The sequence below is a fragment of the Kineococcus aurantiacus genome (assembly GCF_013409345.1).
GTDB lineage: Bacteria > Actinomycetota > Actinomycetes > Actinomycetales > Kineococcaceae > Kineococcus > Kineococcus aurantiacus.
The window spans coordinates 4,118,533-4,134,608 of sequence record NZ_JACCBB010000001.1 but is presented as its reverse complement, the minus strand read 5'-3'; the positions used below and the strand labels follow the sequence as shown (position 1 = coordinate 4,134,608).

Sequence of the window (16,076 nt, the reverse complement as noted above, 5' to 3'; positions counted from 1 at the left end):
CACGGCCCCCGGCCACGCCGGGCACGTGTCGGAGGCGGGTGGTCTCATGACGGGATGAGCCCGGAGCGCACGAGCGGACCGACCCCCGAGGACGTCCTGGGACGGTTCTCCGAGGCCACCCGGGCCTGGTTCACGGGCGCCTTCGCGGCCCCCACGCCCGCCCAGCTCGGCGCGTGGGACGCCGTCAGCCGCGGTCAGCACGCCCTCGTCGTGGCCCCCACGGGGTCGGGCAAGACCCTGTCGGCCTTCCTGTGGGCCCTGGACCGGCTGGCCGGCGAACCGGTGCCCGAGGACAAGGACCACCGCTGCCGGGTGCTGTACGTCTCCCCGCTCAAGGCGCTGGCCGTCGACGTCGAGCGGAACCTGCGTTCGCCGCTGACCGGCATCCGCCAGGCCGCCCAGCGGCTGGGGCTGCCCGTGCCCGACGTCCGCGTCGGGGTGCGCTCGGGGGACACCTCCGCGGAGGAGCGCCGGGGGTTCACCCGCACCCCGCCGGACGTCCTCATCACGACCCCGGAGTCCCTCTTCCTGCTGCTGACGTCCAAGGCCCGCGAGCAGCTGCGCGGGGTGCGCACCGTCGTCCTCGACGAGGTCCACGCCATGGCCGGGTCCAAGCGCGGGGCCCACCTGGCGGTCTCCCTCGAACGGCTGGACGCCCTCGTCGCCGCCGCCGGCGGCGAGCCCACCCAGCGGGTCGGGCTCTCGGCCACCGTCCGGCCCGTGCAGACCGTCGCCGAGTGGGTCTCCGGCGGCCGCCCGGTCACCGTCGTCCAGCCGCCGTCGACCAAGGAGTTCGACCTGCGGGTCGTCGTCCCGGTCGAGGACATGAGCGACCTCGACGCCTCCGGCCGCGGCGGGGAGGACCCCGACGACCTGTCCGGGCAGGCGGCCGGGAACCCGCGCCGGGCGAGCATCTGGCCGCACGTGGAGGAACGCATCGTCGACCTCGTCGCCGAGCACCGCTCGACGCTGGTCTTCGCCAACTCCCGCCGGCTGTCCGAGCGGCTCACGGCCCGCCTCAACGAGGTCTGGGACGAGCGGCTGCACCCGGGCACCGACGAGGAGGCCCCGCCCCGCCCGCCCGCCGAGCTGATGGGCCAGGCCGGGGCCGCCGGGAGTGCGCCCCCGGTGCTGGCCCGCGCCCACCACGGGTCGGTCTCCAAGGAGCAGCGCTCGCTCATCGAGGAGGACCTCAAGGCCGGCCGGCTGCCCGCGGTCGTCGCGACGTCCAGCCTGGAGCTGGGCATCGACATGGGGGCCGTCGACCTCGTCGTGCAGGTGGAGTCCCCGCCCAGCGTGGCCAGCGGCCTGCAGCGCGTCGGCCGCGCCGGCCACCAGGTCGGCGCCGTCTCGCGCGGGGTGCTGTTCCCCAAGTTCCGCGGCGACCTGCTGCAGACGGCCGTGGTCGTCGAGCGCATGCGCGACGGGCGCATCGAGGAGCTGAAGGTCCCCGCCAACCCCCTCGACGTCCTCGCCCAGCAGGTCGTCGCGATGGTCGCCATGGACGAGTGGACCGTGCCGGACCTGCTGGCGCTGGCGCAGCGCGCCGCGCCGTTCGCCACGCTGTCGCGGCCGGTGCTGGAGGCCGTCCTCGACATGCTCTCGGGCCGCTACCCCAGCGACGAGTTCGCCGAGCTGCGCCCGCGCCTGGTGTGGGACCGCGTCACCGACACCCTCACGGGACGGCCCGGGGCGCAGCGTCTCGCGGTGACCAGCGGCGGCACGATCCCCGACCGGGGCCTGTTCGGCGTGTTCCTGGCCTCCGGGGAGGGACCCGGCCGGCGGGTCGGGGAGCTCGACGAGGAGATGGTCTACGAGTCCCGCGTCGGCGACGTCATCACGCTGGGGTCCTCGGCCTGGCGCGTGGAGGACATCACCCACGACCGGGTCCTGGTGACGCCCGCCCCCGGCCAGCCGGGCCGGCTGCCGTTCTGGCACGGGGAGGCGCTGGGCCGCCCGGCCGAGCTGGGCCGCGCCCTGGGCGAGTTCGTGCGCGAGCTGGGGTCCCTCGCCGGCGGTTTCACCGGCGAGGCCGCGCGGGGGCGCGTGCTCGCCGCGGGCCTGGACGAGTGGGCCGCGCAGAACCTGCTCGCCCACCTGCGCGAGCAGCAGGAGGCCACGCGGCACGTGCCCGACGACCGCACGGTCGTCGTCGAGCGGTTCCGCGACGAGCTGGGCGACTGGCGGGTGTGCATCCACTCCCCCTTCGGCGGCCAGGTCCACTCCCCCTGGGCCCTGGCGCTGGGCGCGCGCATGCGCGAGCGGTTCGGCGTGGACGTGCAGGCCATGCCGGCCGACGACGGCATCGTGCTGCGGCTGCCGGACCTGGACCTGCCCGAGGGGCAGGCCCCCGACGTGGCCGACCTCGTGGCCCTGGAGGCGAACGAGGTCGCCGAGCTCGTGACGGCCGAGATCGGCGGGTCGGCGCTGTTCGCGTCCCGGTTCCGCGAGTGCGCGGCGCGGGCCCTGCTGCTGCCCCGCCGCCAGCCCGGGCGCCGCCAGCCGCTGTGGCAGCAGCGGCAGCGGGCCGCGTCGCTGCTGCAGGTCGCGAGCCGGTACGCGACCTTCCCGATCGTGCTGGAGACCGTGCGCGAGTGCCTGTCCGACGTCTTCGACGTGACCGGGCTGGAGCAGCTCATGAAGGACCTCGCGGCGCGCCGGGTCCGCGTCGTCGAGGTCGAGTCCCCGCAGCCGTCGCCGTTCGCGCGGGGGCTGATGTTCGGGTACGTCGCGCAGTTCCTCTACGAGGGGGACTCCCCGCTGGCCGAGCGGCGGGCCGCCGCGCTGGCCCTGGACCCCAGCCTGCTGGCCGAGCTCCTGGGCCGCGGCGAGGGCGCGGCCCTGCGGGACCTGCTGGACCCCGAGGCGGTGCAGCGCACCGAGGACGAGCTGCAGCGCCTGGTCCCCGAGCGCCGGTCGGCCGACGCCGAGGACGTCGCGGACCTGCTGCGGGTCCTGGGCCCGCTGACGACGGCCGAGGTCGCGGCGCGCAGCCAGGGCGAGCCCTCCCGCTGGCTGGCGGACCTGGAGGGGGCCCGCCGGCTCATCCGGGTGCGCATCGCCGGGGAGGAGCACTGGGCCGTCATCGAGGACGCCGGCCGGCTGCGCGACGGGCTGGGCACCCCGCTGCCGGTGGGGATCCCCGAGGCGTTCACCGAACCGGTCGCCGACCCGCTGGCGGAGCTGCTCGGCCGGTACGCGCGCACGCGCGGGCCGTTCACGGTCGCCGACGCGGCGGCCCGGTTCGGCGTGGGGCGCGCCGTGGCCCACGACGCGCTGCGCCGCCTGCAGGCCAGGGGCCGCCTGGTCGAGGGTGAGCTGCGGCCCGGCGGCACGGGATTGGAGCTGTGCGACGCCGACGTCCTGCGCATCCTGCGCCGGCGCTCGCTGGCGGCCCTGCGCGCCGACGTCGAACCGGTCCCGCCACGGGACCTCGCGCGCTTCCTGCCCGCCTGGCAGGGCGTCAGCACCGGGCTGCAGCGGCGGCTGCGCGGCGTCGACGGCGTGCTGCGGGCCGTGGAGCAGCTCGCCGGGGCCGTCGTGCCCGCCAGCGCCCTCGAACCGCTCGTGCTGGCCTCCCGCGTGGAGGACTACCGCCCCTCGATGCTCGACGAGCTGACCGCGGCCGGGGAGGTCGTGTGGTCCGGGCACGGCAGCCTGCCCGGCGACGACGGCTGGGTCTCGCTGCACCCGGCCGACCTCGCCCCGCTGACGATGCCGGACCCGGCCGAGTCGGAGGTGGAGACCGGCACCGAGCTGCACCGGGCGGTCCTCGACGCGCTCGCGGGCGGGGGCGCGTACTTCTTCCGGGCGCTGTCCGACGCGGTGGGCTCGACGGACGACACCGGCCTGACGGGCGCGCTGTGGGACCTGGTGTGGGCCGGTCGGGTCACCAACGACACCCTGGCCCCGCTGCGCAACCGCCTCGGGGGCCGCGGCGCCCACAAGCCGCGCGCCGCCGCCCCGCGGACGCGGTACGCCCGGCCCTCGCGGGGCGTGCGGCGGGTGGAGCTGCCCGCGCGCAGCGGCCCGCCGTCGGCGGCGGGCCGCTGGTCGCTGCTGCCGGAGGTGGAGACGGACGCCACGGTGCGCGCCCACGCCAGCGCCGAGGTGCTGCTGGACCGGTACGGGGTCCTGACCCGCGGGGCGGTCGGCAGCGAGCGCGTCCCGGGGGGCTTCGCCGCGGTCTACAAGGTGCTGTCGGCCTTCGAGGAGGCCGGCCGGGCGCGGCGGGGGTACTTCGTCGAGGGGCTGGGCGCCTCGCAGTTCGCCACGGCCGGAGCGGTGGACCGCCTGCGGGACACGGCCCGGCCGGTGGGCGGGGCGAGCCCGTCGCAGCAGCGGGGCGCGGCCCGCGACACCGGTCCGGGAGCCCTGGTCCTGGCGGCCACCGACCCCGCGAACCCGTACGGGGCGGCCCTGCCGTGGCCCGAGCGGCCGGAGGCGAGCACGGGGGCCACCGGGCACCGGCCCGGCCGCAAGGCGGGGGCCCTCGTCGTCCTCGTGGACGGCGACCTCGCCCTGTACGTCGAGCGCGGCGGCCGGTCGGTGCTGTCGTGGACGGTGGACGAGGACGTGCTGCAGCCGGCGGCCGACGTGCTCGCGCTGGCGGTCCGCGAGGGGGTGCTGGGCAAGCTCACCGTAGAGAAGGCCGACGGCAGCGGGGTGCTGTCGGCGGGGTCGGCGCTGGGCACCGCGCTGGAGGCCGCGGGGTTCCACGCGACCCCGCGGGGCCTGCGGATCCGGGGCTGAGGGGTGCCCGAGGGCGACGTCGTGTGGCGCACCGCGCAGCGGCTGGACAAGGCGCTGTCGGGCCGGGAGCTGCTGACCAGCGACCTGCGCTGGCCGAGCCTGGCCACCGTGGACCTGTCCGGGCGGCCGGTCCTGGGGACCGTCAGCGCCGGCAAGCACCTGCTGACGCGGCTCGCGGCGCACGGCGAGGACCCGGCGCTGACGCTGCACAGCCACCTGCGAATGGAGGGGTCCTGGTACGTCGAGCGGACCGGTGAGCGGGGCCACCGGCGGTCGGCGTCGGGCACCCGGGCGGTCCTGGTGACGCGGGACTGGACGGCGGTCGGGCACAAGCTGGGGATGCTCGACGTGGTGCCCACCGACCGCGAGCACGAGCTCGTCGGCCACCTCGGCCCGGACCTGCTGGGGCCCGGCTGGGACCCCGCCGAGGCCGAGCGGCGGCTCACCGAGGATCCCGGCCGCGAGCTGGGGGCGGCGCTGCTGGACCAGCGGGTCCTGGCGGGGGTGGGCACGTTCTACATGGCCGAGGCGTGCTTCCTGGCCCGCCTCACGCCGTGGTCCCCCGTCGCGGACGTGGAGGACCCGACGGCGTTCGTCGCCCTCGTGCACCGGCTGCTCGACGTCAACAAGGAGCGCGTCGACCAGGTGACGACGGGTGACCTGCGGCGGGGCCGGCAGAACTTCGCGCACGCGCGGTCGGGGCTGCCGTGCCTGCGGTGCGCAGCGACGGTGCGGGTGGCACCCATCGGCACCCCGCCGAAAGACCGCACGGCGTTCTACTGCCCGGGGTGCCAGCGCGGCCCGGCCCCGACGGACGACGGCCGCCCGCAGCGCCCGCTGGGCAGCTCCGGACGGCCGTCGGGCCGGGCGGTCCCGGCGCGGTCCTACCGGACCCGCCGGTAGACCTCAGGCGGCCGAGACGAGCCGGCGGCGCAGGATGAGCTCCAGCTCGTCGGGCAGGCCCTCGAGCTGCACGGCGAACTCCCGGCCGCCGGTGGGGACCTCGTGCAGGGCCGAGTCGATGGCCTGGTCGACGACGGAGTCGACGGCCTGCTCGACGAGGGTATCGAGGTCGTCGTCGGCGGGGACCGGGGCGACGGCCGGAGCCGGGGCGGGGACCGGGGACGGGACGGGGGTGGGGACGATGCCCTCGGCGGCGTAGCGGCGGCGGCCGACACCCTCCTCGTCGGCGATGCGGCGCGTCACCTCGCCCAGGACCTGGGACAGCGGGACGTCGAGGGCGGTGCAGATGGAGGCCAGGAGCTCGCTGGAAGCCTCCTTCTGGCCCCGTTCGACCTCGCTGAGGTACCCGAGCGAGACCCGGGCGGTGGAGGACACCTCGCGCAGGGTCCGCTGCTGCCCGCGCCGTTCATCGCGCAGCACGTCACCGATCGTCCGGCGGAGCACGACCATGCGGCGGCCTCCCTCAGGGAGTCGAGGTGGCAGGCTTCGCAGAGCGGGACGTCCGTCCTGGACTGCTCGGTCGCTGCCAGTGGTGGAACCACCACCGTACCCCGGCCGGGCCGCGGAGGTGGTGGTGGGAGCAGAGTTGCGCACGACTGGCTCAACTCCCGGGCGCGGCATCCTGTTCCGCGTCCCGGCCGCGCAGGAGCCGGGAGACCTCGGCCAGCGCCCGCTCGACGCTGTCGCGGCGGATCGCCGGCCGGTCCCCCTCCAGCGCGAGCCGCACGTGCCGGGCCCCGCCCGGCAGCCAGTCCGCGGCCAGCCCGAGGAACACCGTCCCGGCGGGGAAGCCGTCCGCCGGGCCCGGGCCGGCGACGCCCGTGGTGGCGACCCCCACGTCCGCGCCCAGCACCGCCCGCGCGCCGCGCGCCATCTGCTCGGCCACGAACCCGTCGACCGGCCCGGTGCGGGCCAGGGCGTCGGCGGGCACCCCCAGCACGGACGCCTTGAGCTCGGTGGCGTAGGCCACGACCCCGCCGCGCACGACGGCCGAGGCCCCCGGCACGTCCACGAGGGTCGCGCAGAGCAGCCCCCCGGTCAGCGACTCCGCCGTGGCGACGGTGAGGCCGGCGGCGGTCAGCCCGCCCACGACCTCGCGCGGGTCGGTCACCGGCGCAGCAGCTTCGCCCCGGCCACGAAGTACGCCCAGGCGCTCCAGATCGTCAGCACGACCGCGACGCCCATGACCGCCAGGCACAGCGGGTCCAGGGCCGCGGGCAGCGGCAGCGTGAACAGCCCGACGGCGACGGTCTGCACGACCGTCTTGACCTTGCCGCCCTTGGCGGCCGGGATGACCCCGCGCCGGATGACGAGGAAGCGCAGCAGCGTCACGAGCAGCTCGCGGGCGAGGATGACGATCGTCATCCACCACCACAGCCGCCCCTGCAGCGACAGGACGACCAGCCCGGCCCCGATGAGCGCCTTGTCGGCGATGGGGTCGGCGATCTTGCCGAAGTCGCTGACGACCTCCCAGCGCCGGGCCAGGTGCCCGTCGTAGCGGTCGGTGATGCTCGCGGCGATGAACACGGCCGCGGCCGCCGTGCGCCACTTCCAGTCCGTGCCCCCGTCGGCGGCCAGGAACCACACGAAGACGGGGACGAAGACCAGCCGCAGGACCGTCAGCGCGTTGGGGACGTGCCCCCGGTGCACGCCCAGCCGCTCCGACCCCGTCCTGGTGCTCATGCTCAGACCGTAGTCCCGACCGGTTCGGCGAGCAGGTCAGCGCCCGCCACGCCCGTCACGCGGGCCCGCACGAGGTCGCCCACGGCGACGGTCCAGCCGGCCGGGAGGTCGAGCTCGGTCTCGCCGTCGACGTCGGGCCCCTGGTGCGCGGCGCGGCCCACGACGTGCGGGTCGCCGTCCTCGTCGACCACGGACTCCACGAGCACCTCGACGACCTCGCCGAGGCGCTCCTCGGCGCGCTGGGCCACGAGCTCCTCCACGAGGCGGCTGACGCGGTCGACCCGGGCCGCGACGACGTCGGCGGGCAGCTTGCCGTCGAGCGTCTCGGCCTCGGTGCCGTCCTCGTCGGAGTAGCCGAAGACGCCGACGACGTCGAGGCGGGCCTGCTCCAGGAACGAGCACAGCTCGTCGAGGTCGGCCTCGGTCTCGCCGGGGAAGCCGACGATGACGTTGGAGCGGACGCCGGCCGTGGGGAACCGGTCGCGGACCTGCTGCAGCAGGGCGAGGAAGGACTCGGTGCTGCCGAAGCGGCGCATGCGGCGCAGGACGTTCGGCGCGGAGTGCTGGAAGGACAGGTCGAAGTACGGGACCACGCCCGGGGTCCGCGTCAGGGCGTCCAGCAGGCCCGGGCGCACCTCGGCGGGCTGCAGGTAGGAGACCCGGACCCGTTCGACGCCCTCGACGGCCGCGACGCGCGGCAGCAGCGCCTCCAGGGCCCGCAGGTCCCCCAGGTCCTTGCCGTAGGAGGTGGTGTTCTCCGAGACGAGGAACACCTCCTTGACGCCCTGCTCGGCCAGCCACTGCGTCTCGGCGACGACCTCGTCGCCGGGACGGGAGACGAAGGAGCCGCGGAAGGCGGGGATGGCGCAGAACGAGCAGCGGCGGTCGCAGCCGGCGGCGATCTTGACGGGCGCCCAGGGGCCGGAGCCCAGGCGGCGGCGCACGACGCGCGGCCCGCTGGCCGGGGCCAGCCCCTCGGGCAGGTCCGGTGCGGCGGCGAGGGCGGCGGCGCGCGCGGCCTGCCGGTCCACGGGGGCCAGCGGCAGCAGCGACCGGCGGTCGCGGGGCACGTGAGCCTGCGGCTTCTCCCCGTGCAGGACCGCCTCGAGGTGGGCGGACAGGTCGCCGTAGGAGTCGAAGCCGAGGACTGCGTCGGCCTCGGGCAGCGACTCGGCGAGGTCCTTGCCGTAGCGCTCGGCCATGCACCCGACGGCGACGACGGCCTTCGTCCGGCCGGCCTCCTTGAGGTCGGCGGCGGCCAGGACAGTGTCGATGGAGTCCTTCTTGGCCTGCTCCACGAACCCGCAGGTGTTCACCACGGCGACGTCGGCGCCGTCGGCGTCGTCGACGAGGGTCCACCCGGCGTCGGCGAGCCGCCCCGCGAGCTCTTCGGAGTCGACGTCGTTGCGGGCGCAGCCCAGCGTCACGAGCGCGACGGAACGCGGGGGTCCGGGGAGGGGAGGCACCCTCCCAGGGTACGGGCCGGGCGGGGCCCGCCGGGATCAGGCGCTGCGCACCCGCTGGGGGTGGGCGCCGTGGACCCGGCCGACCTCGCCGACCTCGGGGGCACCGGTGCCGGGCGGTTCCGCGACGGGTGCGGCGGCGGGTGCGGCGACCGGTGCGGGGTCGGGCGTCCGCTCGGGCTGCTGGTCGGCGCCCGGTGCGGTGCGCAGCGGCTCGGCGGGCACGGGCGGGTGCTCCAGCGGGCCGCCGTCCTCCAGCAGGGCCCGCATGGGACGGGTCGGGCGGAACCACCCGCCGCCGGGGGGCAGCGCCGTGAGCCGGGTGCGGCCGAGGGAGACCTGGAACGCGCCGGGCACGTCCTCCAGGTCCACGAACTCGATGAGCGGTGACTCCTGCGCGTACCCGGCGACCTCGGCGAAGGACAGCACGACGACGCGGACCCCGGCCCGGTGCAGCTCCTCCAGGGGGGCCAGGAAGTTGCGGCCGTCACCGCTGGCGACCACGACCCGGCGCAGCCGGTGGGAGGCCTGCCGGGCGGCGATGTGCTGCAGCATGGCGTCGTCGACGTCGTCCTCGGGGTGGACCTTGGGCCGGGCGAAGACGGCGTAGCCGAAGTTGCGCAGGGCCTCGATCCAGCCGCGCAGGGACACCGCGCTGGTGGGGTGGACGTTGGTGAAGACGCAGCCCTCGACCTCGTGGTCGGCCGCCTCGGACAGGAACCACCGCGCGATGGCGTCGAAGCGGGGGCGGTCGGAGGAGGCCGGGCGCGAGCCCAGGATGGACGACAGGGTCATGTCGATGTTGGGCGCGTCCCACACGAGCAGGTCCAGGTCGCGCCGCTCGCCGGGCCGTTCGCTGGACGGGCGGGCCGGCTCGTGGGGTCGGGGCACGTCCATGACTCAAAGTTACACGGAGAGTCACCGTTACGCGACAGACTGCTCGCTCTCCGTGACGCGTCGTGTCGCCCGCTCAGCGCTGGTCGAGCAGCTCCCAGGCGTCCTCGCCGCCCTCGACCTCGACGACCTCGGGGTCACCCGTCGGCTCCAACGCCGTCGGCGGTTCCTCACCGCGCATCAGCGCCAGCGTCGCCGGCAGGTCCTCGGGGCGGACCAGCACGTCGCGCGCCTTCGAGCCCTCGCTCGGGCCCACCACACCGCGCGACTCCAGCAGGTCCATCAGCCGGCCCGCCTTGGCGAACCCCACCCGCAGCTTGCGCTGCAGCATCGACGTCGACCCGAACTGGGTCGTGACGACCAGCTCGGCCGCCTGCAGCAGGACGTCGAGGTCGTCCCCGATCTCCTCGTCGACCTGCTTCTTCTGCGCCGCCACCACCACGTCGTCGCGGTAGACCGGCTGCAGCTGCGACTTCACGTGCGAGACGACGGCCTCGATCTCGCTCTCGGTGACCCACGCCCCCTGCACGCGCATGGGCTTGGACGCACCCATCGGCAGGAACAGCGCGTCACCCTGCCCGACGAGCTTCTCCGCGCCCGGCTGGTCCAGGACGACGCGGGAGTCGGCCAGCGAGCTCGTCGCGAACGCCAGCCGGGACGGCACGTTCGCCTTGATCAGCCCCGTGACGACGTCCACCGAGGGGCGCTGGGTGGCCAGCACGAGGTGGATGCCCGCCGCGCGCGCCAGCTGGGTGATGCGCTGGATCGAGGCCTCGACGTCGCGGGGGGCGACCATCATGAGGTCGGCCAGCTCGTCGACGATCACCAGCAGGTACGGGTAGGGGTGCAGGACCCGCTGGGAACCCTCCGGCGGGTGCACCTTCCCCGCCCGGACGGCCTTGTTGAAGTCGTCCACGTGCTTGAAGCCGAAGGCGGCCAGGTCGTCGTAGCGGATGTCCATCTCGCGCACGACCCACTCCAGGGCCTCGGCGGCCTTCTTCGGGTTCGTGATGATGGGCGTGATGAGGTGCGGGATGCCCTCGTAGATCGTCAGCTCCACGCGCTTGGGGTCGACCAGCACCATGCGCACCTCGTCGGGCGTGGCCCGCATGAGGATCGAGGTGATCATCGAGTTGACGAAGCTCGACTTCCCGGCGCCCGTGGCCCCGGCCACCAGCAGGTGCGGCATCTTCGCGAGGTTGGCCACGACGAAGCCGCCCTCGACGTCCTTGCCGACGCCCATGACCATGGGGTGCTCGGTGGAGGTCGCCACGTGCGAGCGCAGCACGTCGCCCAGGGAGACCGTCTCGCGGTCGGAGTTCGGGATCTCGATGCCGATGGCCGACTTGCCCGGGATGGGCGACAGGATGCGGACGTCGGCGCTGGCCACCGCGTAGGCGATGTTCTTGGACAGCTGCGTGACGCGCTCGACCTTGGTCCCCGGGCCCAGCTCCACCTCGTAGCGGGTGACCGTCGGTCCGCGGGAGAAGCCGGTGACGCGCGCGTCGATGTCGAACTGGTCCAGGACCCCCGACAGCGCCTCGACCACGCGGTCGTTGGCGGCGCTGCGCTCCTTGGGCGGGGTGCCCGGGGTCAGGGCGGCCGGCTCCGGCAGGGCGTAGGTGACGTCGGGGGCCAGCGTGAGCTGCTCGATGCGCGGCGGCAGCGGCGTCGAGGCCGGCGGCTGCAGGTCCTTGGGCTTGCTCGCCGGCACCGAGGCGGCGTCGACGCGGGGGGTGCCGACGCGCGGGGTGTCCGCGCGCGGGGCGTCCTCGAGCTGCTCGCGCACGGAGGGCACGTCGGAGGCCACGGGCCGGCGCTGCCCCGGCCGCGGCCGCGGACCGGCCTCGGCGGGCCCGTCGGTCAGGGCCGCCTGCTCGAACGCCTCGTCCCCGACGCGGTCCCCGGTCACGGGCTCCACCGCGGCGCGGCGGCGGCGGGGCTTGTCCGGCACCTCCCCGGCGTCGTCGGCGTCGCCGGCCTCCAGGGCGCGCGCGGCGCGCTGCCGGGCCAGCGCGCGCGCCGGCAGGTCCCCGCGCTCGGCCGGCGCCGGGCGGTGCGGGTGGTGGGTCAGCCGCTCGTAGGCCTCCTGCAGCCGGGAGGGGATGGCGTGCACGGGGGTCGCCGTGAGCACGAGGACCCCGAAGAACCCGAGCAGCACGAGGATCGGCACCACCACCCAGGCGGTGAGCGCCGTGGTCAGCGGGCCCGCGACGAGGAACCCGAGCATGCCGCCGGCGTCGGTGACGACGCTCGCGCCCTGCGGGCCGGTCGGCGAGGGGGCACCGGTGGCCAGGTGGACCAGGCCCGCGGCGGACAGGGTCAGCGCGAGGGAGCCGACGACCGCGCGGGTCGTCGTCTGGGTGTGGTCGGGGTGGCGCAGCAGGTGCACCGACAGCCCGACCAGGACGACGGGCAGCGCCAGCGCGACCTCGCCGAAGGTGCCCGCGACGACGGTGTGGACCACCGCACCGCCGCGGCCGGGCAGGCCCCACCACTCGCGGGCGGCCACGACGATGGCGAGGGCCAGCAGCGCGAACCCCGCGCCGTCGCGGCGCAGCTCGGGGTCGAGGTCGCGGGCGCCGTCGCCCACGCGGCGGGCGGCGCCGCCGACGAGGTGCGCGCAGCCCATCCAGACCGCCGACAGGGCGCGCAGGGGCCAGGGGGGACCGCTGCGGGCGGGCCGCGCGGGCGTGCGCTGGGCGGTGCGCTTGGCGGGGGCGCGGCCGGCCGCCGGGCGGGACCCGCCCCGCGACGCCGTCGAACGGGCCGGCGCCTTCGCCCCGGACTTCGTGCCACCCCGCGAACCGGTCGCCACCTTGGTGGACCCTCCCCTACCGCTGGTCGTGCGCGCGTTCGTCGGGGTGGCCATGCGATCACGGTACCCGGGCGCGAGTGCTCCGACCGGGCGAGCGCCCAGCCGGTCCCCAGCGTCTCCCGGGGCTGCGCGGGACCACCGCAGACACGCCGGGTCCGGCCCGACAGACTGGCCCCGTGCGCCCCCGACCCGACCCCCGACGCGTCGTGGGCGTGGACCTGGCCCGGGCCGTGGCGGTCGTGGGCATGATGGCCGTGCACGTGCTGCCCGGCGAGGACGCCCCCGGCCTCGCCGGTGCCCTGTACGCCGTCGCGCACGGCCGGGCCTCGGGGCTGTTCGCGGTGCTGGCCGGTCTCTCCCTGGGCCTGGCCACCCGCCGCGCCGGCGCCGCCCGGGCGGCGGCCCGGACGAGCGTCGTGGTCCGCGGGCTGGTCATCGCGCTGCTCGGCCTGCTGCTGGTCGACGCGGGCAGCCGGATCGCGATCATCCTGCCGTACTACGGCGTGGCCTTCGCCGTCGTGCTGCCGTTCCTGTGGTGGCCGCTGCGGCGGCTGGCGGTGCTGGCCGGGGCGTGGCTGGCGCTGGCGCCCGTCCTGTCCTTCGCGCTGCGCGAGGACCTGGGGCTGCCCGCGCAGTACGAGCAGCCGACCCTGGACTGGCTGGCCCGGCCCGCGGACCTGGCGCAGGCCCTGCTCCTGACCGGCTACTACCCCGTGGTCGGGTGGGCCGGGTACCTGCTGCTCGGGCTGGCCGTCTCGACGCTGGACCTGCGCCGGCCCGCGGTGGCGCTGCGCGTGGGCCTCGCCGGTGCCCTCGTCGCGGCCGGGGCGTGGGTGGTCAGCGCGCTGCTGCTGGGCCCGGGCGGCGGGCGGGCGGCGCTGGAACCGCTGGCCGGGCCGCTGGGGTCGGTGGACCTCTACGGCACCGTGCCCACCGACGACCCGTGGTGGCTCGCCGTCGCGGCACCGCACTCGGGGACGCCGTTCGACCTGCTGCACACCGCCGGGACGGCGGTGGCCGTCATCGGGGCGGCGTGCCTGCTGCCGGCCGCGGTGACGCGGTTCCTGGTGCCCGTGGCGGCGCTGGGCGCCCTGCCGCTCACGGTCTACACCGCGCACGTCCTGGCGCTGTCGCGCACCGACGACGACTCCCTCACCCTGCTGGGCCTGCACGTGCTGGGGGGTGTGCTGCTGGCCACCGCCTGGCGGCTGCTGGTGGGCCGCGGACCGCTGGAGGCCCTCGTGGGGCAGGTCGCGGCGGCGGCCGGGCGCGCGGTCCCGCAGCGCGCCGGGCGGGTCAGTTGACGATCTCGGCCCGCTCGTCCGCGAGCAGCGCCGCCAGGCGTTCCTGCCAGGCCCGCAGCGCTTGCGGGGTGAGCCGGGGCCAGTCGGCGACCTCGCCGAGGACCCGCAGCGGGGCGGTGCTGCGGTAGGACAGGGTGGGGTTGCCCGGGTACTTCTCGTCCGTCACGTTCGGGTCTTCCTCGAAGGGACCGGTCGGCTCGACGCGGTAGACCCGCGGCGCGCCGGGGTCGGCCGCCGGGTCGGCCTGCCGGGCCAGCGCCACGGCCAGCTCGGCCGCCAGCCCCGCCCCGTCGACGAGCGCGGTGAAGTAGACGTGGTTCATGACGACCTCGGGCCGGTAGTTGGACCGGCGGCCGGCGGTGAGGAGGTCACCGGCCCGCAGGTCGGCCCGGGTGCCGTGGAAGAACGGTCCGGGGTGCGGTGCGGGGCTCACCCCGCCCAGCGTAGGCGCGGCCCCGTCCGGTGAGGACCGGACGGGGCCGCGCCCCGCGGGTCAGGCGGTGACGACCACCGGCACGATCATCGGCCGGCGGCGGTGCGTCTGGGACACCCAGGTCCCCACGGTCCGGCGCACGATCTGCTGCAGCTGGTACGTGTCGACGGGGCCCGTCGAGGCCTCGTTGAGCGCGTTCTCGACCCGCTTGCGGATCGTGTTGAACCGGTCGTCGCCGTCGCCGATGAACCCGCGCGCGTTGAACTCCGGCCCGGAGACGACCTTGCCGGTGACGGAGTCGACGGCGACGAAGATGGAGATGAACCCCTCCTCGCCCAGGATCCGCCGGTCCTTCAGGTCGGCCTCGGTGATCTCCCCGACGCTGGAGCCGTCGACGTAGACGTACCCGACGGGCACGGACCCGACGATGCTGGCCTTCCCGTCGACGAGGTCGACGACGACGCCGTCCTCGGCGATGACCACGCGCTCGCGCGGCACCCCGGTCTTGACGGCGAGGTCACCGTTGGCCAGCAGGTGGCGGATCTCCCCGTGGACCGGCATGACGTTGCGGGGCTTGAGGATGTTGTAGCAGTACAGCAGTTCCCCGGCGCTGGCGTGGCCGGAGACGTGGATCTTCGCGCTCTGCTGGTGCACGACGGTCGCGCCGAGCCGGGCCAGCCCGTTGACGACGCGGAACACCGCGTTCTCGTTGCCCGGGATGAGCGAGCTGGCCAGGATCACCGTGTCACCGCGGTCGATGGAGATGCGGTGGTCGCGGTTGGCCATGCGCGACAGCGCCGCCATCGGCTCGCCCTGCGAGCCGGTGCACATCAGCACGACGCGGTCGTCGGGCAGGTCGTCGACCTGCTTGAGGTCGATGAGGATGTTCTTCGGGACCTGCAGGTACCCCAGGTCCGCGGCGATGCCCATGTTCCGGACCATCGAGCGGCCCACGAGCGCGACCTTGCGGCCGTGCGCGTCGGCGGCGTTGAGCACCTGCTGCACGCGGTGCACGTGGGAGGCGAACGAGGCCACGATGATGCGGTGCTCGGCGCGGCCGAACAGCTGCTCCAGCACCGGGCCGATGTCGCGCTCGGGAGCGGTGAACCCGGGGACCTCGGCGTTGGTGGAGTCGACGCAGAACAGGTCCACGCCCTCGTCCCCCAGCCGCGCGAACGCGTTGAGGTCGGTGATGCGGTTGTCCAGCGGGAGCTGGTCCATCTTGAAGTCACCGGTGTGCAGGGCCAGGCCCGCGCCGGTGCGGATCGCCACGGCGAGCGCGTCCGGGATGGAGTGGTTGACGGCGATGAACTCGCAGTCGAACGGCCCGAGCTGCTCCTTCTGACCCTCGCGCACCGCGTGCGTGTAGGGCCGGATCCGGTGCTCCTTGAGCTTGGCCTCGATGAGCGCCAGCGTCAGCTGCGACCCCAGCAGGGGGATGTCGGACCGGAGCTTGAGCAGGTACGGGACGGCCCCGATGTGGTCCTCGTGCCCGTGGGTCAGGACGAGGGCGACGATGTCGTCGAGCCGGTCGGCGATGGGGCCGAAGTCCGGCAGGATCAGGTCGACCCCGGGCTGGTGGTCCTCGGGGAACAGGACCCCGCAGTCGACGACGAGCAGCTTGCCGTCGTACTCGAAGACGGTCATGTTGCGTCCGACCTCGCCGAGACCGCCGAGGCCGAAGACGCGCAGGGCGCCCTTCGGCAGCTTCGGCGGCGCCGTGAGTTCGGGGTGGGGGTGGCTCATGCGGCTCCTCCTGCGGCCGT

At 75.7% G+C, this 16,076-nt stretch carries 10 protein-coding genes and 1 pseudogene; 3 read left to right on the top strand and 8 right to left on the bottom strand.

Features of this window, described 5'->3' with window-relative positions:
- The first annotated feature begins 54 nt into the window (after positions 1–54).
- Complete coding sequence (locus BJ968_RS19740) at positions 55–4,752, top strand: ATP-dependent helicase (RefSeq protein WP_179754708.1); 4,698 nt, start codon at positions 55–57, stop codon at positions 4,750–4,752.
- 3 nt (positions 4,753–4,755) lie between these two features.
- A complete protein-coding gene (locus BJ968_RS19735; RefSeq protein WP_179754706.1) occupies positions 4,756–5,655 on the top strand; it encodes a DNA-formamidopyrimidine glycosylase family protein in 900 nt (299 codons plus the stop codon).
- Between the two features lie 126 nt (positions 5,656–5,781).
- Here the strand turns inward: BJ968_RS19735 and BJ968_RS27190 are convergent.
- The 6 genes and pseudogenes from BJ968_RS27190 to BJ968_RS19705 form a co-directional block, all read right to left on the bottom strand.
- A pseudogene (locus BJ968_RS27190) lies at positions 5,782–6,165 on the bottom strand (helix-turn-helix domain-containing protein); the annotation flags it as partial.
- 151 nt (positions 6,166–6,316) lie between these two features.
- On the bottom strand, positions 6,317–6,826 hold the full coding sequence (locus BJ968_RS19725; RefSeq protein WP_179754703.1) for a nicotinamide-nucleotide amidohydrolase family protein: 510 nt from the start codon (positions 6,824–6,826) through the stop codon (positions 6,317–6,319).
- The gene (gene pgsA / locus BJ968_RS19720) at positions 6,823–7,398 is read right to left on the bottom strand and encodes a CDP-diacylglycerol--glycerol-3-phosphate 3-phosphatidyltransferase (RefSeq protein ID WP_179754701.1); all 576 of its coding nucleotides are present in this window, start codon (positions 7,396–7,398) and stop codon (positions 6,823–6,825) included. The genes BJ968_RS19725 and pgsA overlap by 4 nt, the downstream gene beginning before the upstream one ends.
- Positions 7,399–7,400: 2 nt before the next feature.
- Positions 7,401–8,864: a 30S ribosomal protein S12 methylthiotransferase RimO gene (gene rimO, locus BJ968_RS19715; RefSeq protein ID WP_179754699.1), complete on the bottom strand. Its 1,464-nt coding sequence runs from the start codon at positions 8,862–8,864 to the stop codon at positions 7,401–7,403.
- A gap of 36 nt (positions 8,865–8,900) precedes the next feature.
- Positions 8,901–9,758, bottom strand: a complete 858-nt coding sequence (locus tag BJ968_RS19710) for an NYN domain-containing protein (protein WP_246314172.1) — start codon at positions 9,756–9,758, stop codon at positions 8,901–8,903.
- A 73-nt stretch (positions 9,759–9,831) separates the two neighbouring features.
- Complete coding sequence (locus BJ968_RS19705) at positions 9,832–12,627, bottom strand: FtsK/SpoIIIE family DNA translocase (protein ID WP_246314171.1); 2,796 nt, start codon at positions 12,625–12,627, stop codon at positions 9,832–9,834.
- A 122-nt stretch (positions 12,628–12,749) separates the two neighbouring features.
- Here BJ968_RS19705 and BJ968_RS19700 point away from each other — a divergent pair, with 122 nt between their 5' ends.
- The gene (locus BJ968_RS19700) at positions 12,750–13,877 is read left to right on the top strand and encodes a heparan-alpha-glucosaminide N-acetyltransferase domain-containing protein (RefSeq protein ID WP_179754697.1); all 1,128 of its coding nucleotides are present in this window, start codon (positions 12,750–12,752) and stop codon (positions 13,875–13,877) included.
- Here BJ968_RS19700 and arr read toward each other — a convergent pair.
- Together arr and BJ968_RS19690 are read right to left on the bottom strand one after the other, a co-directional pair.
- Positions 13,870–14,310, bottom strand: a complete 441-nt coding sequence (gene arr / locus BJ968_RS19695) for an NAD(+)--rifampin ADP-ribosyltransferase (RefSeq protein ID WP_179754696.1) — start codon at positions 14,308–14,310, stop codon at positions 13,870–13,872. The two genes, BJ968_RS19700 and arr, sit on opposite strands and share 8 nt — an antisense overlap.
- A 60-nt stretch (positions 14,311–14,370) precedes the next feature.
- Complete coding sequence (locus BJ968_RS19690) at positions 14,371–16,056, bottom strand: ribonuclease J (RefSeq protein WP_179754695.1); 1,686 nt, start codon at positions 16,054–16,056, stop codon at positions 14,371–14,373.
- Positions 16,057–16,076: the final 20 nt, after the last annotated feature.